Source organism: Streptomyces sp. NPDC029014 (assembly GCF_055564695.1).
The window spans coordinates 1-26,500 of record NZ_JBVHVT010000062.1 but is presented as its reverse complement, the minus strand read 5'-3'; the positions used below and the strand labels follow the sequence as shown (position 1 = coordinate 26,500).

The window sequence follows — 26,500 nt, the reverse complement described above, 5'->3', positions numbered from 1 at the left end:
GGGAGGTAGCACGATGTTCCGTACGGGCCGTGCAGCCGAGAATGAGGACATGGCACTGAGAACCGACGCTACTGTCCGGCCCGCCGTGGAAGCAGGGCTGGGAGTCCGCGCCGAGAACCTGCACCGCACGTACGGCCGGGGCCGCGACGCGGTCAAGGCCCTGCGCGGCGTGGACATCACCTTCGCGGCCGGCTCGTTCACCGCGGTGATGGGCCCCTCCGGGTCGGGAAAGTCGACCTTGCTGCAGTGCGTCGCGGGAATGGACCGGCAGACGGCGGGCACGGTCCACTGGGGTTCGACGGACATCACGGCCCTGCCCGAGCGGCGGCTGGCGCAGCTGAGGCGTGCCGAGGCGGGGTTCATCTTCCAGTCGTACAACCTGATGCCCGCCATGACGGTCGAACAGAACGTCGCGCTTCCCGCGCGGCTGGCCGGTGCCCGGGTGGACTGGGACGCGGTGGCAGAGTCCCTCGCGCAGGTGGGCCTGGCGGACCGGAGGAAGGAACGGCCCGGCCGTCTCTCCGGCGGTCAGCAGCAACGGGTGGCCGTGGCCCGTGCGTTGTTCAGCCGGCCCCGTGTCCTCTTCGCCGACGAACCGACCGGCGCGCTCGACCGCTCCACCAGCCGGGAAGTGCTCTGGCTGCTGCGCGAGCGAGTGGAAACCGGAGGCAGCACCTGCGTGATGGTGACGCACGATCCGGTCGCGGCGAGTTTCGCGGACCGCGTCGTCGTCCTCGCCGACGGTCTCCTGATCGATGACCTCGCCCGCCCGTCGGCGGCGCAGATCGCCGAGAAGCTGAGCGGGTTGGCATGTTGAGGTTCGCACTCGCGGCCCTGAGGGCCCGGCCCGCGTCCTTCGCGGGACTTGCCACGGCGCTCTTGATGGCCGTCGCCGTGATCACGCTGTTCGGCTCCCTCATCGCAACGGCGATCGCCGGCGGTGGTGACTCCCGGCTCGCGATGATCGGTGGGGCGTTCGGCGAGATCGCGATGCTGATGGCCCTGTTCGTGGTGGCGAACACGCTCGGCTTCTCCGTGCGCCTGCAAGCCCGGGACATGGCCCTGCTGCGCACGAGCGGGGCGACGCCGGCCCAGGTCAAGCGGCTCATCAGGTGCCAGGTGCTCCTGGTGATCCTGCTCGTCTCACCGCCGGCGTGGGTGCTCGGCTCCTGGGGTGCGCGGGTCTTCCTGACGGAGCTCGTTGCGCGTGGCCTGGCCCCGGCCGCATCCGGTGTGCCGTGGTCGCCGTGGCCCATGCTGATCGCGACCGCGGCGACGTCACTCGTCGGCGTCGGCGCAACGAAGATCGCCGCCCGCCGCACGGTCCGCGGCAGGCCGTCCGCGGCGATGGCTCAGACGGCGGCAGAACAGGGCCGGCTGGGCTGGGTGCGAGGCGCCGCCGGGGTGCTCTTCCTCGCGGGCGCCGGCTTCCTCTGCGCGTTCTTGGCGCGGCAGCCGGCGGACAAGGCCGCTCAGGCGGCCCTGCTCGGGGCACTGCTCCTCGTGATCGCGGTGGGACTGCTCGGACCCCTGCTGGCGCGTCTGGCCATGGTGCTGCTCGGCCTGCCGTTCCGTATCGCGGGCAGCCGACACCTGGGGGACGCCGGCGGCTGGCTCGCCGCGGACAACCTGAGGGGCCACGCCCACCGGCTGGCTTCCGCCGTGGTGCCGATCGCGCTGCTGGTCGGGCTCTCGACGACGTTCGCCGCGGTCACGGGGACGCTCCAGGAGGTCGCCCCGCCGGGCACCTACGCCGAGAGCGACATCTGGCTGCGCGGGGTGGAACTCGCCATGCTGGCCGGCTTCGGCGCGGTGGCCACCGTGAACACGCTCGTCTCGCTGACGGCGGCGAGGCGGCGGGAGTACGCGCTGCTCACCCTGACCGGTGCGACCCGGCTCCAGCTGTTGCGGATGCTGGGCGCCGAGGCGGCGCTGACCGCCATGGCGGGCGTACTGCTCGGAATCCTGGTCGCGGCGCCCGTGAGCGTGGCGTTCGCGGTGGCCGCCACGGACGGCCTGCTCCCCTCGCTCCCGCTGGAGATGTACGGCCCCCTGGTGCTGGGCGTGGTGGCGCTCACCGCCACGACGATCCTCGTGACCGGCGTGAAGGCCACCTCGGAGCCGGCCGTCTCGGCCGCGGCCACGGCATGACGGCGACCACGTTCGTCGAGGACGGCGCCCGAACGACGGGACGCAAGGTACGGCCGGCGGCGATCGCCTATGCCTTCGCCGGGCTGCCGCTCTCGCTGATCGGCATCGTCTACGTCCTGGCCGTCCTCTACGTCGGCGGCCTGCTCTCGCTGACCCTGCTCGGACTGCCGGTGCTCGCCGCCGGCCTGAGGGGTGCCCGGTCTCTCGGCCGGGTCCACGCCCGGTTGGTCCGGGCGCTGCTCGGCGAGCCCGTGGACGCCCCCGCGCCACCGCGGGCCGCGCCCGGGCTGATGCGCTGGATCCGGAGCAGCCTGTCCGACGCGACCGCCTGGCGCAGCATGCTGTACCTGACGCTCCGGCTCCCGGTCGACGTCGTCTCCTTCGTCCTCACGGTCGCTCTGCCGGGCCTCGGTGTGTGGTCCGTCGTGTGGGCGCTGATCAGCCGGCCGGGACTGTTGCCGGGTACCGCCGCGGTGGTGGCCGGTCTGCTCGCGCTGGCGGTCGCCCCGAGGGCGGTCCGTGCGATGACGAACCTGCACCGGCTGCTCGCCCGGTCCCTGCTCGGACCCAGCGTCGCCCAGCGGCGCGTGCGCACTCTCGAATGGGCGCGCAGCACGGCCCTCGCCGAGGGCGCCCGCAGCCTGCGCCAGGTCGAGCGTGACCTGCACGACGGGACGCAGGCACAACTCGTCGCGATCGCCATGACACTGTCGTTGACCGCGGACGCCCTGGAAGACGAGGCTCCGCCCGCCGACCGGACCCGCATGCTCGTCGCACGGGCCCGTACCCAGACCGACGCGGCCATCGCGGAACTGCGGCGCCTCATCGACGGGATCAGCCCCGCCGCGCTCGATCTGGGACTCGTCGACGCGCTGCCGAAGTTGACGGCACAGGCCGGCGTGCCGATCACCCTCAAGGTGAACCTTGACGAGCGGCCCGACGCGGTGATCGAGAGAGTGGCCTACTTCTGCGTTGCCGAACTGCTGACGAACATCGCCAAGCACAGCGGGGCGACGCAGGCGTCGGTGGACGCGGATCTCGTGGGTGAACTGCTGCGGATCCGGATCCACGACAACGGCGTGGGCGGCGCCCGGACCGGGGCGGGAAGCGGCCTGCTGGGCCTTCGCGAACGGCTGGCCGCGGTCGACGGCACCCTCAGCCTCGACAGCCCGGCATCAGGATCCACCACCGCCGTGATCGAACTGCCCGTCCGCATCTGACGGGACGCGGCCCGACGGACCCGATCATCTGCGCCTCCGGAAGCCGCCGTGGACGCGTACGCCGCGTACGCCCCTGCCGCCTGCCCACGGCCCGGACGGCCCTTGACGTTTCTCTCATCAGTGGAAGGAAGGCCCTCGATGCGCGCTGCGCGGATCAGGCACGGATTACTCATAGCCGTCGTGGCCGGATGCATCGTCGCGTCGGTCACGGCCGCCGCGGCGTCGGCCGTGCCAGGCCTGCCGGACGCTCCTCGGCCCGCTCCGGTCACCGCGGAGAACCTGTCCGAACGCTACGCGGTGAACCAGCGGTACATCGCAGAGGCGGCAGAGGCGGCGCGACGGATGGGCGACGACGATCGCGCCCTGGCGCTCGGCCGACTGGGCGCCGCCGGCCGGACCTTCCTGGAGGTCAGCGCAGAGGGCGACGGCCAGGCGGTGGAGGTGCTCGGAGACCTGGTGCACGCGCAGCGGATCGCTCTCGTGGTGCCGGGGGCGGACACCACCGTCGACACCTTCGACCACCTCGGTTCCCCCCACGGTTCGATCGGCGGAGGCGCCCGTGCGCTGTACGACGAGATGCGCTCGATCGACCCCGGTTCACGGATCGCCGTCATCGCCTGGTACGGCTACCACGCGCCCCGCACGAAGAGCCGCGACACCTTGACCCGCGCCCGGGCGGCCCAGGGTGGCAGCCGGCTCCGCGACCGGCTTCGCCGGCTTCGGGAGCTCAACCCCCAGGCCTCCACGTCCCTGTTGTGCCACTCGTACGGGAGCGTGGTGTGCGCGGAAGCGCTGCGCGGGGACGGGGGGGCACAGTCCGAAGTGACCGGGCTCGTCGTCGTCGGCAGCCCGGGCATGGGGGCCGAGTCGGCCTCCGAGCTGGGGATCCGAGTGCCGTTCTGGGCCGGCCGGGGCAGCAGGGACTGGATCGCGAACGTGCCGCACACCCAGGTCTCCCTGTTCAGCGAGAGCGTGGGCTTCGGTGCCGACCCGACCTCCGCGGACTTCGGCGCCCGGACGTTGCCGACCGGCGACAGCAGACACGGCGACTACCTCCGTCCCGGTGGTCTCTCACTGAGGAACATCGCCCTGATCAGCCTGGGGCGGGGCTCGGAGGTGTCCCGTGGCTGATCTGCGAGCCCGACGGCCGCACAGTGCGCCCGCGACCTCCGCAGCCGGGGCGGCCCCCTCCCGCACACGGCTCGCCGAGCGGACCATCGTGGACCGGCTCCACCGGGCGGTGATGCGGATCGACGCGGCGACCCCGTCCTCCCGGGACCGCGCGGTGGACGTCCTCCGCGCCCTGTCCATCCTCGGGGTGGTGCTCGGCCACTGGCTCGTGAGCGCCGTCGTGCTGAAGTCGGGAGGTCACTTGGGGGGTGACAGCCCGTTACGCCACATGCCCGGCTTCACTCCGGTGACCTGGCTGCTCCAGCCGCTCGCGGTCTTCTTCTTCGTCGGCGGCCGCGTCGGGTCCCAGAGCCACGCCTCCGCGATGGCGCGTCACATCGGCTACCGCGCCTGGCTGGCCCAGCGGTTGCGGCAGCTGTTCCGGCCCGTGGTGGCCCTCGTGGCCGTGTGGTTGCTGGTGCTGCTCGGGCTGGCCGCTGCCGGGGTCGCGTACGAGACGATCCGAACCCTCGTCCAGCTCGCCGTGTCCCCGCTCTGGTTCCTCTTGGTCTACGCGGTGATCACAGCGGCCACCCCGCTGATCCGGCGGTGTGCGGGCCGGCTGGCGGTTGCGGCCTTCCTGGTGGTCGCGGCGCTGGATCTGGCGCGGGTACTGGCGGACGACACCGGATGGGTCTCCGTGCTCCGGTCCCTGAACGTTCCCGCAGGCTGGCTGGTGCCGTACGCGCTGGGTGTGCTCTGGGCGGCGGACGGTCTCGCTGGTCGCCGGCGTGCGGCCGGAATGCTGGTCGGCGGCACGGCCGCGGTGGCGGTCCTGGTGTTGTGGTGCGACTACCCGGCGAGCATGGTCGGCGTCCCCGGGGCTGCCCTGTCCAATCTCAGCCCGCCGAGTCTGGCAGCTGTCTGCTTCGGAGTGGCCCAGTGCGGATTGGGACTTCTGCTGTGCGGTCCGCTCCGCCGGCTCGCCGGGCAGCCGGCGGAGCAGGATCCGGTCCTGCCGCAGAGCCGACCCGGGGCGTCCGCCCGGGCCACCGCCGGACAGTTCTGCTGGGCGGCCGTGGCGCTGCTGAACCTCTCGGCCATGACGGTCTTCCTCTGGCACCAGACGGCCATGCTCGCCACCACCGTGGTCTCGGCCGGCTCCGGACAGCACTTCTTCGGCCTCCTCACCGTGCCGGACAGCCCGCACTGGGTGCTGTGCCGCCTCGCCTGGCTCCCCGTGTTCGCGGGCGTGCTCGCCGTCTGCTGGAAGGCGTTCCGCGATCTGGAGTGGAACGTCCGACGGCGCCGTCGATAAAGCGGCATTATCGGGACGATTTCCAACCGATATCGCCCTGCTGTACGGTGTTCGCTATTTGCCATCGAGTTGGACTCGCAAAAACAAAGGAGAAAGTTTCGTGACTGTTTCCAAGGGCGTCGAGAATTCAAAGCCGATCGGTGGCGGGGATTCGATGTCGGAGGGTGTCGGGAATGCGCTGCGGAATCTTTCCGTGGAATCCGTGGGCGCGCTCTACGCGAAGTACCGGGACGACCTGCGCGGCGTCAGGGATCAGCAGCGCAAGTTCCTGCAGCAGCGCGGGAAGTCGATGAAGGCGCAGCTCGACGACTACGAGGCCGAGATCACCTATTTGCTGCTTCGTGAACACCGCCCCGAGACCGTCGTGGAGATAGGGACGTTCTACGGCTGGTCCACGATGTGGATCCTGAGCGCGCTGCGGGACAACGGCGCGGGCCACCTGTATTCGTTCGACATCGTGGACCACGTGGTGAGCAATGTTCCGGCGGAGCTTTCGGCGGACCGCTGGACGTTCACGAAGGGAGACGTCCGCGAGCGGCTCGGAGAGATTCCCGCGCAGACGGATTACCTGTTCATCGACGCCGACCACGGTGCCCGGTTCGCCCACTGGTACATCGACAACGTATTCCCGAAGGTCCCCTCGGGGACTCCGACAAGCGTGCACGACGTCTTCCACGGGCGCCGCCCGAAGCCGCTGAGCGAGGGTTCGGTGCTCATGAAGTGGCTCACGGGGCGGCGCATTCCGTACTTCACCCCGTCGGCCGCCCACGCTCCGGAGGTGATCGAGCAGCTCCGCGCGGTGAAGAGCGGGCTGGGGCTCGACGAGCCGGTCCGTGACAGCCGGCACAACCCGATGGTCTTCTTCACCCTCGGCTGACGGAGCCGCCTACGACGGGCCGGGGAAGTGGCCCGGGTATACCCCGGGCCGCCCGGGCGCGTACGAGCAGCCGCTCGGAGCGGGCGGGGCGCCGGCGCCGTCAGGGGGTGGGGTCCGCCCTGGGCTGTTTCTTTGTTGGTGTGGAGGTCCGTTGCGGCTTCCAGGGTTGCTGCCGTGGAGAGGGTCGGACAGGCCAGCAGGGTCGCCGCGATCGCGAGGCCCGTGGCCGGCAGGGCGGGCGGGGTCGTCGGCAGCTGGTTCTGCGCCTTGCGCTGCATCCAGGCCACGGCGGCGTTGTTGGGGCGACGTTGACCGTCCGCGCCCGCCCCCGGGCCGTCCACGCCCCTTCCTGCCAGGTCGCGGACCTGGTGAATCCTGGTCCGGGAGACCGATGGTGATCGGGTTTCTCGTACGAAGACCGGGAGAACCTCCGGCCGGAAACCGTCTGTTAATTCACGAAATCGCTCATATCGCGCTTTAGGGTGCCTGCTGTTCAGCCAAGACGCTGGCCTTTCGGTTGGTGGGGTCCGGTTATGGGGCCAGGCGGCGGAAGCGGCTGGCGTGGAAGACCAGGGGGGACGTGGTCGACGCAGTGCGCAGGTGGTGGATCTCCAGCAGGGCGATCGTGTGATCGCCCGCCGGGACCTCCGCGAAGACCGAGCACTCGAACCAGGCCGCCGCGCCGTCGAGGAAGACCGCCCCGTTCCGGGAGGTCCGCCAGCCCACCTCCCGGAACCGGTGCTCCGCCGCGCCCGCCAGGTGGCGGCACGCCGCGGCCTGGTCCTCGGCCAGCACGCTGAGGCCCAGCCGGAGCCGGCCCTGCAACTGCGGCCAGGTGGACGACGATTCCTGGATGCACGCCGACAGCAGCGGTGGCGCGAGGGACACGGACGTGAAGGCGCTGACGGCCATGCCCACCGGTTCACCGCCGACCAGGCCGCAGAGCGCCGTCACACCGCTCGGGAAGCAGCCGAACGCCTGCTTCAGCGTCGGCGCGTCCAGCTCGACGGTGTCGAAACCGATCAGGTCGTCGATCACGTCAGACGGTGGCCCCGTGGCGGCCGGCCGGGCGGGTCAGGCCCAGTCGGTCGCGCAGCGTCGCCGGTCCGGGTGGGGTCGCCGGGCCACCGCTCGTCCGGCGCACCTCGGCCGCGAGGGACAGTACGGCGTCGTGGGCCGTGTCCGGGTCGGGGGAGGGTGCGTACAGGGTGAAGCCGTCCGCGCCTTCCGCCTCGTACACGGACAGGAGGTGGTCGGCGGCCCCGGTGGCGCCGTCGGCCGGCCAGTCGAGCAGGACGAGGACCTCGTCGGGGTTGCGCCCGGCCCGCCGGGCCTGTTCCCGCAGGTCGTCGCGGACCGCCTTGGCCTCCCCGGCGCTGTGGGCGGGCAGCAGGACCACGTCGGCGATGCGGGCCGCGAGGGCGAGTTCGCCGGGGTCCGTCGCGCGCTGCACCAGGGGCGGATGTGCCTGGGGCGGACGGGCGATGTTCAGCGGTCCGGCCACGTCGTAGTACTCGCCGGCGTGGTCGAGCGCGTGGAGTTTCTCGGGCACGAAGTACGCCCCCGAGGCGCGGTCCCTGAGGAAGGCGTCGTCGTCGAAGCTGTCCCACAGACCGGTGAGCACCTCGGCGAACTCCGTGGCGCGGGCGTGCCGCTCCGGCGCGGTGCTCGGCTCCCGGTGGTAGTTGGCGGCCGCGTCCGGATCGGCGTGGACGAGCGGCTGCCAGCCGCCGCGGCCGGCGCCGAGGTGGTCGAGCGTGGCCAGGGCGCGGGCCGCGTGGTAGGGGAAGGTGTGCTCGGTGCAGACGGAGGGCACGAACCCCACGCTGGTGGTGCTGACGGCCAGGGCCGCTGCGAGGGTGCCGGCCTCGAAGTGCGGGTCGTCGGCCGGGTCGGGCGCCGCCGCATGGCGGTCCGCCAGGAGCAGGGCGTCGATCCCGGCGGCCTCGGCCTCCCGGGCGCGTCGGCGGACCTGCGCGAAGGAGACGTCCCCGCTGCCCCGCGCGTGCGCGCCGGCCGGTCGGGCGGCCGTGATCAGGCGTGTGAACAACGGGATGCGGCCATCGCTCCGGGTCATGCGGCACCTTCCTCGAACGTCGTGGCACCGGCGAGCGCGGTCGCGTCGGCCGGGGGAGGGCTCGCCAGCCCCAACTTCTCGCGCAGCGTGCCCTCGGCGTACTCCTCGGACACGAGACCTCGCCGCCGCAGCTCCGGCACGACGTGGTCGACGAACGCGTCCAGGGAGGCCGGGAGGTGGGGGAAGTCGACGATGTAGCCGTCTGCGGCGCGCTCGGTGAACCCGCGCTCCATGTGGTCCGCCACCTGCTCGGGGGTGCCCGCGAAGAAGTCCGCCACCTGGCGCAGGGCGAGCTGGCGGAGCGTCAGGTTCTCCCGGCGGGCCAGCGCCGTCCACATCGCCCGCGTGCTGGACGAGCGGTTCGAAGCCGGGATGTCCGGCACCGGCCCGTCCAGCGGGTACTTCGTCAGGTCCACGTCGCCCAACTGCTCCTGGAGGGCGCGGACGGCGACGATGTCGGGCACCAGGTCGTGCAGCTCGCCGATGAGCCGGCGCGCCTCCTCCTCCGTGCTGGCCACCAGGGGCTGGACGCCCGGCCAGATCTGCACCTGCTCCGGGTCCCTGCCGTGGGCGGCGACCCGTCGCTTCAGGTCCTCGTAGGTGGCCTGGCCGTCGGCCAGCTGCGTGTGCCGGGTGAAGATCACCTCGGCGTGGCGGGCGGCGAACTCCCGGCCCACGGGCGAGGCTCCGGCCTGGAAGATCACGGGGCTGCCCTGCGGGGAGGGCGGCAGGTTGAGCGGTCCGCGGACCCCGAAGAACGACGGGTTCGAAGGTGTCGACGGCGTGCCGGCCGCGTCGGTGCCCGTCGGCCGCTCGAGACCCCACAGCCGCTTGGCCACGCCGATGAACTCCTCGGCGCGCACGTAACGCAGATCGTGTTCCATGTGCTCGGGGAAGCCGAAGTTGCGCGACTCCCACGGTGCGGCGGAGGTGACCACGTTCCAGCCGGCCCGGCCGCCGCTGATGCGGTCCAGTGAGCTGAACCTGCGGGCGACGTCGTACGGCTCGTTGTACGTGGTGGTGGCGGTGGCGGCGAGGCCGATGTGCTCGGTGCCGGCGGCGTAGGCGGCCAGCAGGCTCAGCGGCTCGAAGTGCTCGTTGCGCGCGGTGCGGCTGACGTGCTGGACGTCGGTGCCCCACATGGCCACGACGTCGGGCACGAACACGCAGTCGAACCGACCGCGTTCGAGCGTGCGGATGCACGCCAGGTGGAAGTCGAAGTCGAGCTGCGCGTCGACCGGCGTGGAAGGGTGCCGCCAGGCGGCGATGTGCGAACCCGGGCCATCGATGATGGCGCCGAGTTTCATGGTGCGTTTCTGGTGAACCATGCGAACTTCCCTCAACGGACTTTTTCGAACGAATAGCTCTCCGTGGAACGCGGATCTCGGCGAGCGTTCTGGTCGGTCATGCGGACCGACCGTACTAGACGGGTGGGATTACGGCGACCCGCTCCGGGAACTCGTTGCATGCTGAAACCGGACTGAAACCGGTCCGGTCCATACTGGCGAGTAGGTGCTTCGGGGGCCACCGGCAGCGTCGCGTCGTCGGCCCGGCCCCCGTAGTGCTTTCCCAGCGAAATTGAATGGTCGTCCGGGTGCCGGGGCAGGAGAGGTGTCGCGAGGTCACAGCGCCGGCAGACCACTCCCGCAGGGCGGATCCCGAGGGCTCTCAGCGCCCCGTCCGCTCTGTTCATGCTGAATTCGCTTCGTTTCGGATCTGCGTGTGACGCGTTGCGCGAGTGCGCATTGTCCTGGTTTTCTGGAGGGGTATCACCGATGAATGCTGCCGATATGCTCGGGCGTGACGGTCAGAATTCCAGTGCGCAGATCGCGATCGTCGGGACGGCCTGCCGGGTTGCCGGAGCAGACACTCCGGACCAGTTCTGGACCCTCCTCAAGGAGGGGCGCTCGGCGATCGGGGAATTTCCGCCCGCGCGGCGCGCGCACGCGTCGGCGGACGTGGATCTGCCGGGCGGATACCTGGACGCGGTCGACGGGTTCGACGCCGATTTCTTCGAGGTCTCCCCGGCCGAGGCGGCCGCCATGGACCCGCAGCAGCGCCTGGCGCTGGAGCTGAGCTGGGAGGCCGTGGAGCGCAGCGGGACCTCCCCGCACGCGCTGCGGGGTGCCCGGGTCGGCGTGTTCGTCGGCGTCATCAACGACGACTACGCGGCCCTGCTGCACCGTCAGGGGCCCGAGGCCGTCTCCCGGCACAGCCTCACCGGCACCCAGCGCAGCTTCATCGCCAACCGGATCTCCTACCACCTCGGCCTGCGCGGGCCGAGCGCCGTGGTGGACTCCGGGCAGTCCTCCTCGCTCGTCGCCGTCCACCTGGCGGTGCAGAGCCTGCTGCGCGGCGAGTGCGACGCCGTGCTGGCGGGCGGCGTCAACCTCGTCCTGGCCGACCACGGCACCCGGAGCCTCAAGAGCTTCGAGGCGCTCTCACCCGACGGGCGCTGCTACACCTTCGACGCGCGCGCCAACGGCTACGCCCGCGGCGAGGGCGGCGGGTTCGTCCTGCTCAAGCCCCTGCAGCAGGCCGTCGCCGACGGCGACCGGGTCCTCGCCGTGATCCGGGGAACCGCGGTCAACAACGACGGCGGCGGTGACGGCCTGACCGTCCCCGACGCCGCGGCGCAGCACGCGGTCCTGCTCGACGCCTGCCGCGCCGCCGGTGTCTCGCCCGCCGACGTCCAGTACGTGGAACTGCACGGCACGGGTACCCGGGTGGGCGACCCGCTCGAAGCCTCGGCCGTCGGCCGGGCCTTCGGTTCCGCGCGCCCCCAGGAGGCGCCGCTGCGGGTCGGTTCGGTCAAGACGAACGTCGGCCACCTCGAGGCGGCGGCGGGCATCGCCGGACTGCTGAAGGTCGTCGCCTGCATCAGCGAGCGCGAGGTCGTCCCCACGCTCAACCACGAGACCCCCAACCCCCGCATCCCGCTGGACGAGTTGAACCTCTCCGTGCAGCGCGAGCACGAGGCGTGGCCCGACGAGAACGGCCGGCTCGTCGCCGGTGTCTCCTCCTTCGGACTGGGCGGCACCAACTGCCACGTCATCCTCACGGACGCCCCCGCGGACCTGCGCGCCCCGAGGGCGGCCGCCCCCGAGGGCGCAGCCGGTGCCGCCGCCCCGGCACCGGTCGAGGCCACCGGTTTGCTCGCCTGGCCGGTGTCCGGCCGTGACGAGGGCGCGCTCGCCGCGCAGGCGGAGCGGCTGGAGGACCACCTGCGGCGGCACCCGGGCTCGGGGCCGCGTTCCGTCGCCCGCACGCTCGCCGCCGGGCGGGCGCAGTTCGAGCACCGTGCCGTCGTCGTCGGCGCGGACGAGGCGGCGCTGCGGGCCGGGCTGCGCGCCCTGGCGGGCCGATCCGGCGCGGCCGAGGTGGTACGGGGCGTCTCCGCAGGCCCCGGCCCCGGCACGGACCCCGGCGTGGTGTTCGTCTTCCCCGGACAGGGCGCGCAGTGGGCGGGCATGGCCGCCGGACTGCTGGAGTCGTCGCCCGTCTTCGCCGAGCGCATGGCGGCCTGCGAGAGCGCCCTGGCCCCGTACGTCGACTGGTCGCTGACCGATGTGGTGCGGGACCCGTCCGACCCGGAGCGGCTGGACCGGGTCGACGTCGTGCAACCGGCGCTCTGGGCGGTGATGGTGTCCCTGGCCGAGGTGTGGCGGTCGGCGGGCGTCGAACCGGCCGCCGTGCTCGGCCACTCCCAGGGCGAGATCGCCGCCGCCGTGGTCGCGGGCGCCCTGTCCCTCGCGGACGGAGCCCGGGTGGTGGCCCTGCGCAGCCGGGCCATCCGCCGGCTCCTGGCCGAGCGGGGCGGCATGGTCGCCGTCGCGCTGGGCGCCGCGGCGACCGGCGAGCTGATCGCCCCCTTCGACGGCCGGCTGTCGGTCGCGGCCGTCAACGGCCCGTCGTCGACGGTGGTGTCCGGCGACCCGCGCGCCCTGGAGGACCTGCTGGCCCGGTGCGCGGCCGCGGACGTCCGGGCCCGCAGGATCCCGGTCGACTACGCCTCCCACTGCGCCGAGGTCGAGGTCGCCCGCGACGAGGTCCTGGGTGCCCTGTCCGGGATCGTCCCGGAGCAGGCCGCCGTGCCGTTCTACTCGGCGCTGACCGGCGCCCTGCTCGCCGACCCCCGGCTGGACGAGGAGTACTGGTACCGCAACCTGCGCGAGACGGTCCGGTTCGAGGACGCGGTGCGCGCCGCGGCGGCGGACGGCTTCACCCGCTTCGTCGAGATCAGCGCCCATCCCGTGCTCGCAGCGGCCGTCGAGGAGACCCTGGAGGCCGTCGGCGCGGGACCCCGGGCCCTGGCGGTCGGCACGCTGCGCCGCGGCGAGGGCGGCTGGGACCGCTTCCTGCTGTCGGCCGGCGAGGCCTGGACCGGCGGCGTCGACGTGGACTGGCCGGCCCTCCTCGGCCCCGGTCCCCGGGCGGCCGACCTGCCGACGTACGCCTTCCAGCGCCGCAGCCACTGGCTGACCCCGGCCCCGGCCCCGACCCCGGCCGCCGCGTCCCCGGCGACCGCCGAACCGCAGCCCGAGGCCCCCGCCCGGACGGCGCAGTCGGCGCGCGCGGTCCGGGAGCGCGGCCACGACGTGATGACCCCCGAACGGGCGGCCGACCTCGTCCGGCAGGAGACCGCCGTCGTCCTGGGCCACCCGCACCCCCACGACATCGACGTGCAGCGCACCTTCAAGGCGCTCGGCCTCGACTCCGTGGGCATGGTCGACCTGCGCAACCGGCTGCGGGCCGCGACCGGGGCGTCCCTCACCACGACCGCCCTCTTCGACCACCCGACGCCCGCCGCGACCGCCTCCCACCTGTACGGCCTGCTCTCCGGCGGCGACGACGCACCCGCGGGGGAGACGACCGCCCCGCGCCCCGGCTCCGCCGACGAGCCGATCGCGATCGTGGCGATGGCCTGCCGCTTCCCCGGCGGCGTGACCAGCCCCGAGGAACTGTGGGAGCTGGTCCTCGCCGAACGGGACGTCATCGGGGACTTCCCCGTCAACCGCGGCTGGGACCTGGACCACCTCTACGACCCGCAGCTGGAGCGCCCCGGCACCAGTTACGTGCGGCACGGCGGGTTCCTCCACGACGCGGACGGCTTCGACCCGGCGTTCTTCGGCATCTCGCCCCGCGAGGCCCTGGCGATGGACCCGCAGCAGCGGCTGCTGCTGGAAACGTCCTGGGAGGCCGTGGAACGCGCCGGCATCGATCCGCACGCCCTGCGCGGCAGCCGCACCGGCGTGTTCTTCGGGACGATGTTCCAGGAGTACGGACCGCAGCTCAAGGACGGCGCCGAGGGCGTCGACGGCCACCGGCTGACCGGCGGGACGATCAGCGTCGCCTCCGGCCGGGTCGCCTACACCCTGGGCCTCGAAGGGCCCGCGGTGACCGTCGACACCGCCTGCTCATCGTCCCTGGTGGCCCTGCACTGGGCGGTGCGCTCGCTGCGGTCGGGGGAGTGCTCGATGGCCCTCGCCGGCGGTGTGACCGTCATGCCGACGCCGGGCATGTTCGTCGAACTCAGCCGACAGGGAGCGCTGTCGCCCGACGGCCGCTGCAAGCCCTTCTCGGCGGCGGCCGACGGCACCGGCTGGGCCGAAGGCGCGGGCGTGCTGCTGGTCGAGCGGCTGTCGGACGCCGTGCGACGCGGCCACCGGGTCCTCGCGGTCGTCCGCGGCAGCGCCGTCAACCAGGACGGCGCCAGCAACGGGCTGACGGCCCCGCACGGCCCCTCGCAGCGGCGCGTCATCCGGGACGCGCTCGCGGACGCGGCCCTGAACCCCGAGGACGTCGACGCGGTCGAGGCGCACGGCACCGGCACGACGCTCGGCGACCCCATCGAGGCGCAGGCCCTCCTGGCCACCTACGGGCAGGGACGGGCCGACGGCCGGCCGCTGCGCCTGGGATCGGTGAAGTCGAACATCGGGCACACCCAGGCCGCGGCGGGCGCGGCCGGCGTCATCAAGATGGTGATGGCGATGCGCCACGGGCTGCTGCCGCGCTCCCTGCACATCGACGAGCCGTCGCCGCACGTCGACTGGACCGCGGGCGCCGTGGAACCGCTGACCGAGGCGGTGCCGTGGCCGGCGGACGGCCACCCCCGCCGGGCGGGCGTGTCCTCGTTCGGCATCAGCGGAACCAACGCGCACCTCATCCTGGAGGAGCCGCCCGCCGGCACGCACACCGCCGTCCCCGGCCCGCGCCCCACCGCCGGCCCCCCCACCTCCCGCCCCGCGACGGCGGGGGCACCGGTACCCGTGCCGTGGGTCGTGACCGCCGGCGACGACGCCGGACTGCGGGCGCAGGCCGGACGCCTCGCGGCGTTCACCCGGGCCGGCGAGGAGCCGCCGTCCCCGCTCGACGTCGGCTGGTCGCTGGCCGCGACCCGGGCCGAACTGGAGCAGCGGGCCGTGGTCCTGGCCCCCGACGCCGAGGCCGGCGCGGCCCGCCTGGCCGGGCTGGCCGAGGGCCGGCCCACGGTGGGGGCGGTGTCCGGCACTGCCGACGTCCGGGGCCGGGTGGTGTTCGTGTTCCCCGGCCAGGGCTCCCAGTGGCCGGGCATGGCGACCGAACTGCTGGACACCTCCCCGGTGTTCGCCGCCCGCATGGCCGAGGTGGACGCGGTGCTCGGTCGTTTCGTCGACTGGTCGGTGACCGACGTGCTGCGGGAGGCCCCGCAGGCCCCGTCCCTGGACCGGATCGAGGTCCTCCAGCCGGTGCTGTTCGCCGTGAACGTGGCACTGGCGGCGCTGTGGCAGGCGTCCGGCGTGCGGCCCGACGCGGTCGTCGGCCACAGCCAGGGCGAGATCGCCGCCGCCCACGTGGCCGGAGCGCTGACGCTGGAGGACGCCGCCAAGCTGATCGTGCTGCGCAGCGCCCTCTTCGCCCGCGAACTGGTCGGCAACGGCGCGGTCGCCTCGGTGGCCCTCGCGGCCGACGAGGTGCAGCAGCAGCTCGCCCGCTGGGAGGGGCGACTCGTCATCGCGGGACGCAACGGCCCGCGCGCGGTGACGGTCGCGGGTGACGTCCCGGCCCTGGAGGAGTTCGTGGACTCCTGCCGCGCTGACGACGTGCGCGCCCGGATCGTGGGCGCCACGGTGGCCTCCCACTGCGCCCAGGTGGACCCCCTGCGCGAGGAGATCCTGGAACTCTTCGCCGACATCACCCCCCGCAGGGGCGACGTGCCGTTCTACTCCACGGTCACGGGCGGACAGCACGACACCGAGACCCTGACGGCGCAGTACTGGTTCGACAACGCCCGACAGCCGGTGGACTTCGAGGGCGTCGTACGGACCCTGCTGGCCGACGGATTCCGCTTCTTCGTCGAGTCCAGCGCGCACCCGGTGCTGACCACCGGCCTCCAGGCCACCGCCGAGGACGCCCGTACCGAGGCCGTGGCGCTGGGGTCGCTGCGCCGCGCGGAGGGCGGCACCGACCGCTTCCTGACCTCGCTCGCCGAGGGGTACGTCCGCGGCCTGCCCGGCGTGGACTGGAAGACCTGGTTCACGGGGACGGACGCCCGGGCCACCGACCTGCCGACGTACGCCTTCCAGCGCCGGCGCTACTGGCTGGACACCGCGCCCGCCGACAGCGGCGACCCCCGCGGACTCGGTCTGGGCGCGGCCCACCACCCGCTGCTCGGTGCGGCGTTGACCACCGCGGCGAGCGGTGACGTCCTGCTGACCGGCCGGCTCTCGCTGACCGCGCAGCCCTGGCTCGCCGACCACACCGCCCTGGACACCGTGCTGCTGCCCGGCGCCGCCTTCGTCGAACTCGCCCTGCGCGCGGGCGAGGCGGTGGCCTGCGACCGCCTGGCGGAGCTCACCCTCGAAGCCCCGCTCGTCCTGCCCGCCCGCGGCGGTGTCCAGGTGCAGGTCGCCGTCGAACCGGCCGACGCGACCGGGCAGGCGCGCCTCGCGGTGTACTCACGCCCCGAGACGGGCCACGCCGACGACCCCGAGGAGCCCTGGACCCGCAACGCCACCGGCGTGCTGACCGCCGCCGCGGCACCGGCCCCCGCACCGCAGCAGCACCAGGCCTGGCCGCCGCCCGGCGCCGAACGCATCGACCTGGACTCCTTCTACGACCGGATCGCCGACCGCGGCTACGGCTACGGCCCCGCCTTCCAGGGCCTGCGCGCCGCCTGGCGCACCGGCGAGGAGATCCACGCCGAGGTGGCCCTGGCCGAGGAACAGGCCGCCGGGGCCGTCCGGTTCGGCATTCACCCGGCCCTCCTGGACGCGGCCCTCCACCCCGCGCTGCTCGACGCGCTGGAGCAGCGGGACGCCGCCCCGGTACGGCTGCCGTTCGCCTGGAGCGGGGTCGGCCTGCACGCCGTGGGCGCCGTCTCCGTACGGGTCCGCATCGCCCCGACCGGCCCGGACACCGTGTCCGTGACCCTCACCGACCCCACCGGCGCGCCGGTGGCCGTCGTCGAGTCGCTGACCCTGCGCCCGGTGCCGGACGGCGTGATCGGCGCCGCCGCGGACACCACCCGCAACGCGCTGTTCCGCACCGAGTGGACCGCGCTGCCGGTCGCCGACACCGTGGACACCGGCGGCTGGGCCGTACTCGGCACGCCGGACCCGGACGGCCGGACCGCCACCGCCCCGCTCGACACCGTCCGGCGGACCGTCGACCTCGAGGCCCTCCTCGCCGACGGCGACGTACCACCGGTCGTGGTCGCCGACCGCTCCGCCGCGGCCGGGGACGGCGACCCGGCGGCGGCCGCGCACACCGCGACGGCCGAGGTGCTGGCCCTGCTGCACACCTGGCTCGCCGACGAACGCACGGCAGGGTCCCGGCTCGTCCTCGTCACCCGCAACGCGGTCGCCGCCCGCCCCGAAGAGGACGTCACCGACCTGGCGCACGCACCGGCATGGGGTCTGCTGCGGTCGGCCCAGTCGGAGCACCCCGGCCGCTTCCTGCTCGTCGACGTCGATGACGCGGACACCTCACGGGACGCCCTGGCCGCCGCCGTCACGGCGGCCCTCGACGCCGGGGAACCCCAGGCAGCCGTCCGCGCGGGCACCGCCCTGGTCCCACGGCTGGCCCGGGCGGGCGCCGCCGCGGACGGGGTAGCCGCGGACCGGGCAGCCGCCGACGGCGCAGCCGCGCCCGCGTTCACCACGACCGGAACGGTCCTGATCACCGGCGGCACCGGCGCCCTCGGCGGCCTCCTCGCCCGCCACCTCGTCACCGAACACGGCGTACGGCACCTGCTCCTCACCAGCCGCCGCGGCCCGGACGCGGCCGGTGCCGACCGGCTGCGGGCCGACCTGCTCGCGCAAGGCGCCACCCACGTGGACATCGTCGCGTGCGACGCCGCCGACCGGGCCGCGCTGGCCGCGACCCTCGACGCCGTACCCGCCGACCGGCCGCTGACCGGCGTCGTCCACGCCGCGGGCGTCCTGGACGACGGCCTCGTCACCGCCCTGACGCCGCAGCGGCTGGCCGGCGTACTGCGCCCCAAGGTCGACGCCGCCGTCCACCTGCACGAACTGACCCTCCACCAGCCCCTTTCGGCGTTCGTGCTGTTCTCCTCCGTCGCGGGCACCTTCGGCAACCCGGGCCAGGGCAACTACGCCGCCGCCAACGCCTTCCTCGACGCCCTCGCCCAGCACCGCCGCGCCCGGGGCCTGCCCGCGCACTCCCTCGCCTGGGGCCTGTGGGCCGACGCCGGGGAGATGCTCGGACACCTCGATCAGGACGACCTCGCGTGGATGCGGCGGGCCGGCATCCAGGCCCTCCCCTCCCCGCAGGGCCTGGCCCTGCTGGACGCGGCCGTCCGCCGGGACGACGCCCACCTGGTCCCCGTACGGCTCGACCCGGCGGCCCTGCGCCGCGAGGCGGAGTCCGGCATGCTGCGGCCCCTGTTCCGGGGTCTGGTCCGCACCGCCGCCCGCAGGACGGCCGCCGCCGACGCACCGACCACCGACCTGGCCGGGCAGCTGTCCGGCCTCGCCCCCCAGGAGCAGGGCCGGGCCCTGCTGGACCTGGTGCGCGCCCAGGTCGCCACCGTCCTGGGGCACGCCACCCCGGAGACCATCGCCGCCACGCGGCCGTTCAAGGAGCTCGGCTTCGACTCGCTCACCGCGGTGGAACTGCGCAACCGCCTGAACGCCGCCACCGGGCAGCGCCTCCCCGCCACGCTCGTCTTCGACCACCCCACCCCGAGCCGGCTCGCCGACCACCTGCGCGAGCACCTCCTGGGCGGGACCGCCGCACCCGCCGCCCTCCCGCCGGCCGGCCCGGCACCGGCGGGCACGGACGACGAACCGATCGCCATCGTCGGCATGGCCTGCCGCTACCCGGGCGGCGTCACCTCCCCGGAGGACCTGTGGCAGCTGGTGGCCACGGGCCGGGACGCGGTGTCGTTCCTCCCCACCGACCGGGGCTGGGACGCCGGCCTGTACGACCCCGACCCGGAGGCACCCGGCAAGAGCTACGCCCGCGAGGGCGGGTTCCTCCACGACGCCGCCGACTTCGACCCCGCCTTCTTCGGCATCTCCCCCCGCGAGGCCCTCGCCATGGACCCGCAGCAGCGGCTGCTGCTGGAGACGTCCTGGGAGGCCTTCGAACGGGCCGGCATCGACCCGGGCACCCTCAGGGGCAGCTCCACCGGAGTGTTCGCCGGCGTCATGCACCACGACTACGGCAGCGACGCCGAGATCCCCCAGGGCCTCGAGGGGTACGGCGTCACCAGCACCCAGGGCAGTGTCGCCTCGGGCCGGATCGCCTACACCTTCGGCCTGGAAGGGCCCGCCGTCACCGTCGACACGGCGTGCTCCTCGTCGCTGGTCGCCCTGCACCTGGCCGTGCAGGCCCTGCGCTCCGGCGAATGCTCACTGGCACTCGCCGGCGGCGTCACCGTGATGGCCACGCCGTGGGTGTTCGTGGAGTTCAGCCGCCAGCGGGGCATGGCCCCCGACGGCCGCTGCAAGGCGTTCGCCGAGTCCGCCGACGGCGCCGGCTGGGCCGAGGGAGCCGGCGTGCTGCTGGTGGAGCGCCTGTCGGACGCCCGCCGCAACGGGCACCCGGTGCTCGCCGTCGTCCGGGGCAGCGCCGTCAACCAGGACGGCGCCAGCAACGGCCTCACCGCGCCCAACGGCCCCTCGCAGCAGCGGGTCATCCGCGCCGCGCTGGCCAACGCCGGACTGACGGCCGCGGACGTCGACGCCGTGGAGGCCCACGGCACCGGCACCACCCTGGGCGACCCCATCGAGGCGCAGGCCCTGCTCGCAACCTACGGCCAGGACCGACCCGCCGACCAGCCCCTGCGCCTGGGCTCCGTCAAGTCCAACATCGGCCACGCACAGGCCGCCGCGGGCGTCGCCGGCGTCATCAAGATGGTGCAGGCCATGCACCACGGACTGCTGCCGCAGACCCTGCACGTGGACCGGCCCTCCCCGCACGTGGACTGGAGCGAGGGCGCCGTCGAACTGCTCACCGAACCCGTGGCGTGGAACCCCGACGGGCGCCCCCGCCGCGCCGGCGTCTCCTCCTTCGGCATCAGCGGCACCAACGCCCACGTCATCGTCGAGGAGGCGACGCAGCCCGACCCCGCCGGGGACGCCCGACCCGCCGCCCCCACCGGGACCGCCGCCGCGCTGTCCGGGCCGGCCGTGGTGCCCTGGCCGCTGTCCGGCAGGTCCGGGTCCGCGCTGCGCGCCCAGGCCGAGCGCCTGGCCGCATTCGTGGGCGCCCGCGCCGACCTCGACGTGACCGACGTCGGCCACGCCCTGGCCACGACCCGCACCGCGTTCGAGCACCGTGCCGTGGTGCTGGCCGCCGACCGCGCGAGCGCCCTGGCCGGGCTGACCGCCCTGGCAGAAGGGCTGCCGGCCGCCGGCACGGTCACCGCAACGGCGGCCGAGGCACCCGGCCGGGTCGCGTTCGTCTTCCCGGGCCAGGGTTCGCAGTGGCGGGGGATGGCGGCCGAACTGCTGACCTCCTCGCCGGTGTTCGCCGACCGACTCGCCGCGTGTGACGCCGCGCTCCGCCCCCATGTGGGCTGGTCCGTCACCGACGTGATCCGCGGCGACGACGACGCCCCGTCCCTGGACGACGTCGTGGTCGTGCAGTCAGCCCTGTGGGCCGTCATGGTCTCCCTCGCGGCCCTCTGGCAGGCCGTGGGCGTCCGCCCCGACGCCGTCATCGGCCACAGCCAGGGCGAGATCGCCGCCGCCACGGTCGCCGGCGCGCTGTCCCTGGAGGACGCGGCGAAGGTCGTGTCCCTGCGCGCCCGCGCCATCGCCGACGACCTGTCCGGCCACGGCGGCATGGTGTCCGTGCCGCTCCCCGCCGCCCGGGTCCGCGAGCTCACGGCCCGCTGGGGCGAGCGGATCTCCGTCGCCTCCGTCAACGGCCCGTCCTCCACCGTCGTCTCCGGCGAGCCGCAGGCCCTGACGGAACTCCTCGCCGCATGCGAGGCCGACGGGGTGCGCGCCAAGCGGATCCCCGTGGACTACGCCTCCCACTCCGCCCAGGTGGAGACCGTGCGCGACCGGGTCCTCGCCGACCTGGCGGACGTCCGCCCCCGCTCCGGCGACGTCCCGTTCTACTCGACGGTCACCGGCGGACCGTTCGACACCGCCGGCGCGAACGCGCAGTACTGGTACACGAACCTGCGCCAGGAAGTGCGCTTCGACGACACCGTACGGCAGCTGCTGCGCGACGGCTTCGGCTTCTTCGTCGAGGTCAGCGCCCACCCCGTCCTCACCGTGGGCCTGCAGGAGACCTTCGACGACACCACGTCACCCGCCGTCGCGCTCGGCACCCTGCGCCGCGACGAGGGCGGCACCGAGCGGTTCCTGACCTCCCTCACCGAGGGCCACGTACGCGGCCTGGCCGTCGACTGGAACCAGGTCCACGGCACCGCCGCCCGGCGCGTCGACCTTCCGACGTACGCCTTCCAGCGGGAGCGGTTCTGGCTCGACGTCCCGGCCCGCCGCGGCGACGTAGCCGGCCTGGGCCTGTCCGCCGCGGACCATCCGCTGCTCGGCGCGACGGTACCGCTGCCCGACGGCCGCGGCGTGCTGTGGACCGGCCGCCTGTCCCTGGCCGCGCAGCCCTGGCTCGCCGACCACGCCGTGTCCGGCACGGTGGTGCTGCCGGGCGCGGTCTGGGTCGAGCTGGCCCTCCAGGCGGGCGAACGGCTCGGCTGCGGCCGGCTGGAGGAGCTGACCCTCCACCAGCCCCTCGTCGTCGACGGCGCCGGGGCGCGCGTCCAACTCGCCGTGGCGGGCCCCGACGACGACGGCCGCCGTGCCGTGACCGTCCACTCCCGCCCGGAACACGGAGCGGACGCGGCCGCCCTCGGCGACGCGCAGTGGACGCTGCACGCCGCGGGTTCGCTGCTGCCGGGCTCGCCCGTCCCCGTGGAGGGCGGTGGTCTGGAGGTGTGGCCGCCGCGGGGTGCGGTGGCCGTGGAGACCGCGGGTCTCTACGACCGGTTGGCCGGTGCGGGGTACGAGTACGGGCCGGTGTTCCAGGGTGTGCGGGCCGCGTGGCGGCGGGGCGAGGAGCTCTTCGCCGAGATCGCCCTGCCCGACGCGGTCAACGGCGAGGCATCGGCGTACGGCATCCACCCGGCGCTGCTGGACGCGGCGTTCCACCTGTCGATCGACCCCTCCGGAGAGGAACTGCGCCTGCCCTTCGACTGGTCCGGGATCGAACTCACCGGCCGGCCCGGGCCCGTACTGCGCGTGGCGCTCGTACCGGCGGGCGATGACGCGGTGGCGGTGCGGGCGGCCGACGAGTCGGGTGCGCCGGTGCTGTCGGTGGGCCGGCTGGTGACGCGGCCGGTGCAGCGGGAGCAGCTGCGCGCCGCCGCGGGCGGCGGTGTCCAGGACGCCCTGTTCCACATGACGTGGGAACCGGTACCGGCAGTGGCCGACGCGGCGGTGGAGTGGACTGCCTGGGGCTCTGCGGAGGCCTCGGAGTTCGTGGTCCTGGAGGCCGGGGCCGTGGACGACGACCGGGCCGACGAGGTGTCGCAGACGGCGGCACGGGCTCTGTCCGTGGTGCAGGAGTTCGTGTCCGGGGAGCGGTTCGCCGGGTCGCGGCTGGTGGTGTTGACGCGGGGTGCCACGGGTGAGGCCGTGGTGGATGTGGGTGCGGCGTCGGTGTGGGGTCTGGTGCGTTCGGCGCAGCGGGAGCATCCGGGCCGGCTGGTGCTGGTGGATGTGGAGCCGGGCCTGTCGGCGGGTGCGGAGGCGGCCGCGTTGGGGCTGGCGCTGGGTGTGGGCGAGTCGCAGGTGGCGGTGCGCGGCGGTCGGGTGCTGGTGCCGCGTCTGGCCCGGGTGGGTGAGGTGCCGGCGGGCCGTTCGGAGGGTTCGTTCGGGCCTTCGGGGACGGTGCTGGTGACGGGTGGCACGGGTGGTCTGGGCGCGTTGGTGGCCCGGCACCTGGTGTCGGCGTACGGAGTACGGGACCTGCTGCTGGTGTCGCGCCGCGGCGCTGCCGCCGACGGGGTCGACGCCCTGGTGGAGGAGTTGGTGGGGGCCGGGGCGCGGGTGCGGGTGGAGGCCTGTGACGTCGGTGACCGCACGGCACTGGCCGCGTTGCTCGACTCGATCCCCGCGGACCGGCCGCTCACCGGGGTGGTGCACTCCGCGGCGGTCCTCGACGACTCGGTGATCGAATCCCTCGACGCGGACCGACTCCGGGCCGTCTTCCACGCGAAGGCACGGGCCGCACTGAACCTCCACGAGCTGACCGCCGGACTCGACCTGACCGCGTTCGTGCTGTTCTCCTCCTTCGCCGGCGTCGTGGGCAGCGCGGGCCAGGCGGCCTACGCGGCGGCCAACGCCGTACTGGACGGGCTGGCGGCGCAGCGTCGTGAGCAGGGCCTGCCCGGAGTGTCACTGGCGTGGGGCTGGTGGGCCTCGGACGGCGGACTGACGGGGGACCTGTCGCAGGTCGACCGGGTACGGCTGTCCTCCCTGGGCCTGGCCGCCATGTCCGCCGGGGAGGGGCTCGGGCTGTTCGACGCGGCGGTGGCGTCGGGGCGTGCGGTGGTGGTGCCGGCGGCGTTGGACGTGGCCGGGTTGCGGCGGCGTGATGCCGACGAGGTGCCGGTGGTGTTGCGGTCGCTGGTACGTGGTTCGGGTGTTCGTCGTCCGGCTGGTGGGCGTGGTCCGGCGGAGGTGGCGGGTCTGGCCGGCCGGTTGGCGGGGCTGGGCGAGGTCGAGCGTCGCCGGGTGGTGCTGGACGTGGTGCAGCGGCAGGTCGGGGAGGTGTTGGGGTACGGGCCGGGTCGGCCGGTGGCGGTGGACACGCCGTTCAAGGGACTGGGCTTCGACTCGCTGATGGCGGTCGAGCTGCGCAACCACCTCAACCGGCTCACCGGGCTGCGTCTGCCCGCCTCCCTCGTCTTCGACCACCCCACGATCCAGGAACTCGCCGCGTACGTGGAGAAGGAACTCGGCGCCGGAGCAGGACCGGCCCTGGAGCCGATCCTCGACGGCCTGGGGCGGATCGAGCAGGCACTGACCGGGCCGGACCTCGGCGACGAAGCCCGGCAACGCATCACCGCCCGCCTCACCGCACTGCTCGCCCTCTCCGCCCCCGGGCGGGAAACCGCCGCCGAAGCCCCCGTACAGCCGGACCCTGCGGACGGCGGCGGCTTCGTCGACGAACTGGAGGCCGCGACCGCGGACCAGATCCTCGACCTGATCGACAAAGAGTTCGGGAACTCCTGAACCTGCCCCCGGCCAGACCTCAATGCACCTTTGCGGGAGTGACCCCTCATGACCGACGACCAGAACCTTCTGAACAAGCTGAAGTGGGCGGCACGGGAGCTGCACCAGACGCGCCGGCAGCTCCAGGAAGCGGAAGACCGCCACCGCGAGCCGATCGCGATCGTCGGCATGGCCTGCCGGTTCCCGGGCGGCGTGAACTCGCCCGAGGACCTGTGGACCCTGGTGGACCGGGGCGAGGACGCCATCTCGGACTTCCCGCAGGACCGGGGTTGGGACACCGAATCCCTCTTCGACCCGGACCCCGAGCGGCCCGGTAAGAGCGCCACCCGCAAGGGCGGCTTCCTGTACGACGCGGCGGAGTTCGACGCCGGCTTCTTCGGTGTCTCGCCGCGCGAGGCCCTCGCCATGGACCCCCAGCAGCGACTGCTGCTGGAGGCCTCCTGGGAGGCGGTCGAGCACGCCGGCATCGACATGACCACCCTCAAGGGCAGCCGGACGGGCGTGTACGCGGGCGTCATGTACCACGACTACGCGGCCGGACTGCCCGCCGTACCGGCAGAGATCGAGGGCTACTACGGCACGGGCACGGCCGCCAGCGTCGTCTCCGGCCGCGTGCCGTACACCTTCGGCTTCAACGGCCCGGCCATCACCGTCGACACGGCCTGCTCCTCGTCGCTCGTCGCCCTGCACCTGGCCGTACAGGCCCTCCGCAGGGACGAGTGCTCCCTCGCGCTGGCGGGCGGCGTGGCGGTGATGTCCAGCCCCGTGATGTTCGCCGAGTTCAGCCGCCAGGGCGGGCTCTCGGTCGACGGGCGGTGCAAGGCGTTCGGGGCGGGTGCGGACGGTACGGGCTGGTCCGAGGGCGTCGGCGTCCTCGTGCTGGAGCGGCTCTCGGACGCGGTCCGCAACGGGCACCGGGTGTGGGCGGTGGTGCGGGGCAGTGCCGTCAACCAGGACGGGGCGAGCAACGGGCTCACCGCACCCAGCGGCCCGGCACAGGAGAACGTCATCCGGCAGGCACTCGGCGACGCGGGGTTGGCGGCCGGCGACGTCGACGCGGTCGAGGCGCACGGGACGGGGACGAGGCTGGGTGACCCGATCGAGGCGCAGGCCCTGCTCGCCACCTACGGCCGCGACCGTTCCGTCCGGAGCCCGCTGTGGCTGGGCTCCCTGAAGTCCAACCTCGGCCACGCCCAGGCCGCGGCCGGTGTGGCCGGTGTGATCAAGATGGTGATGGCGCTGCGGCACGGCGAGTTGCCGCGGACCTTGCACGCGGACGAGCCGACGCCGCTGGTGGACTGGTCCGCCGGTGCGGTGGAGCTGCTGCGGGAGGCCCGGTCGTGGCCGCAGAGTGACCGTCTGCGCCGGGCGGGTGTGTCCTCGTTCGGGATCAGCGGGACGAACGCGCACGTGATCCTGGAGGAAGCCCCGCAGGCCCCGGCCCCCACCCCGGTCGCGGATCCGGAGTCGGTTCCGGGGTCGGTTGCGGCGGGTGGTCCGGTGCCGTGGGTGGTGTCTGCGCGCAGTGCGCAGGCGCTGCGCGCACAGGCCCGCAGCCTGTACGCGTACGCCGCTGGACGCCCCGAGTCCGACGTGCGCGCGATCGGCCGCGCGCTGGCGACCACACGAGCCCGCCTGGAACACCGGGCCGTCGTCCTGAGCGAGGACCGGCAGTCCCTGCTGACCGGCCTGGACGCCCTCGCACAGGGCACCGCTGCTCCGGGACTGGTGCACGGCACGGCTGATGGTCCGGTGCGTTGTGCGGTGGTGTTCACGGGGCAGGGGAGTCAGCGGCTGGGGATGGGTCGTGGCTTGTATGAGGCGTTTCCGGTGTTCGCGGAGGCGTTGGACGAGGTCGTGGGGTTGTTCGCGGCGGAGTTGGGTGGGCCGTCGTTGCGTGGGGTGATGTTCGGTGAGGACGGCTCTGGTGAGGGGTTGTTGGACCGGACGGTGTGGGCGCAGCCGGCGATTTTCGCGCTTGAGGTGGCGTTGTTCCGGTTGGTGTCGTCGTGGGGTGTGCGGCCGGACTTC

The 26,500-nt window shown here is 73.9% G+C and carries 11 protein-coding genes; 8 read left to right on the top strand and 3 right to left on the bottom strand.

Going from position 1 to position 26,500, the window contains the following annotated elements; genetic code table 11:
* Positions 1 to 49 precede the first annotated feature (49 nt).
* The 6 genes from ACZ4VL_RS28680 to ACZ4VL_RS28655 all read left to right on the top strand — a co-directional run bounded on the left by ACZ4VL_RS28680 (position 50) and on the right by ACZ4VL_RS28655 (position 6,676).
* A complete protein-coding gene (locus tag ACZ4VL_RS28680; RefSeq protein ID WP_468205428.1) occupies positions 50 to 817 on the top strand; it encodes an ABC transporter ATP-binding protein in 768 nt (255 codons plus the stop codon).
* Complete coding sequence (locus ACZ4VL_RS28675) at positions 811 to 2,151, top strand: FtsX-like permease family protein (RefSeq protein ID WP_468205427.1); 1,341 nt, start codon at positions 811 to 813, stop codon at positions 2,149 to 2,151. The genes ACZ4VL_RS28680 and ACZ4VL_RS28675 overlap by 7 nt, the downstream gene beginning before the upstream one ends.
* Positions 2,148 to 3,371: a sensor histidine kinase gene (locus ACZ4VL_RS28670; protein ID WP_468205424.1), complete on the top strand. Its 1,224-nt coding sequence runs from the start codon at positions 2,148 to 2,150 to the stop codon at positions 3,369 to 3,371. Before ACZ4VL_RS28675 ends, ACZ4VL_RS28670 begins: the two co-directional genes overlap by 4 nt.
* 180 nt (positions 3,372 to 3,551) lie before the next feature.
* A complete protein-coding gene (locus tag ACZ4VL_RS28665; RefSeq protein ID WP_468205423.1) occupies positions 3,552 to 4,502 on the top strand; it encodes an alpha/beta hydrolase in 951 nt (316 codons plus the stop codon).
* Positions 4,495 to 5,799 (top strand): acyltransferase family protein, encoded by a 1,305-nt coding sequence (locus ACZ4VL_RS28660; RefSeq protein WP_468205420.1) that lies wholly within the window; start codon positions 4,495 to 4,497, stop codon positions 5,797 to 5,799. Before ACZ4VL_RS28665 ends, ACZ4VL_RS28660 begins: the two co-directional genes overlap by 8 nt.
* A gap of 100 nt (positions 5,800 to 5,899) precedes the next feature.
* A complete protein-coding gene (locus tag ACZ4VL_RS28655) occupies positions 5,900 to 6,676 on the top strand; it encodes a class I SAM-dependent methyltransferase (RefSeq protein ID WP_468205419.1) in 777 nt (258 codons plus the stop codon).
* Positions 6,677 to 7,207: 531 nt separating this feature from the next.
* On the opposite strand, the gene ACZ4VL_RS28650 is transcribed toward ACZ4VL_RS28655, so the two are convergent.
* From ACZ4VL_RS28650 to ACZ4VL_RS28640, 3 genes are read right to left on the bottom strand one after another with little or no spacing between them, the layout of a single operon-like run.
* Complete coding sequence (locus tag ACZ4VL_RS28650) at positions 7,208 to 7,714, bottom strand: flavin reductase family protein (protein ID WP_468205416.1); 507 nt, start codon at positions 7,712 to 7,714, stop codon at positions 7,208 to 7,210.
* A 1-nt stretch (position 7,715) separates the two neighbouring features.
* Entirely contained in the window at positions 7,716 to 8,753 is a 1,038-nt protein-coding gene (locus ACZ4VL_RS28645) for an LLM class flavin-dependent oxidoreductase (protein ID WP_468205415.1), read from the bottom strand.
* Positions 8,750 to 10,081 (bottom strand): LLM class flavin-dependent oxidoreductase, encoded by a 1,332-nt coding sequence (locus tag ACZ4VL_RS28640; RefSeq protein WP_468205412.1) that lies wholly within the window; start codon positions 10,079 to 10,081, stop codon positions 8,750 to 8,752. Before ACZ4VL_RS28640 ends, ACZ4VL_RS28645 begins: the two co-directional genes overlap by 4 nt.
* A gap of 447 nt (positions 10,082 to 10,528) precedes the next feature.
* Between ACZ4VL_RS28640 and ACZ4VL_RS28635 the strand changes: the two genes are divergently transcribed.
* Together ACZ4VL_RS28635 and ACZ4VL_RS28630 are read left to right on the top strand one after the other, a co-directional pair.
* The gene (locus ACZ4VL_RS28635; RefSeq protein ID WP_468205409.1) at positions 10,529 to 24,469 is read left to right on the top strand and encodes a type I polyketide synthase; all 13,941 of its coding nucleotides are present in this window, start codon (positions 10,529 to 10,531) and stop codon (positions 24,467 to 24,469) included.
* A 48-nt stretch (positions 24,470 to 24,517) separates the two neighbouring features.
* Positions 24,518 to 26,500, top strand: a 1,983-nt coding sequence (locus tag ACZ4VL_RS28630) for a type I polyketide synthase (protein WP_468205406.1), incomplete at its 3' end; no start/stop codon positions are given.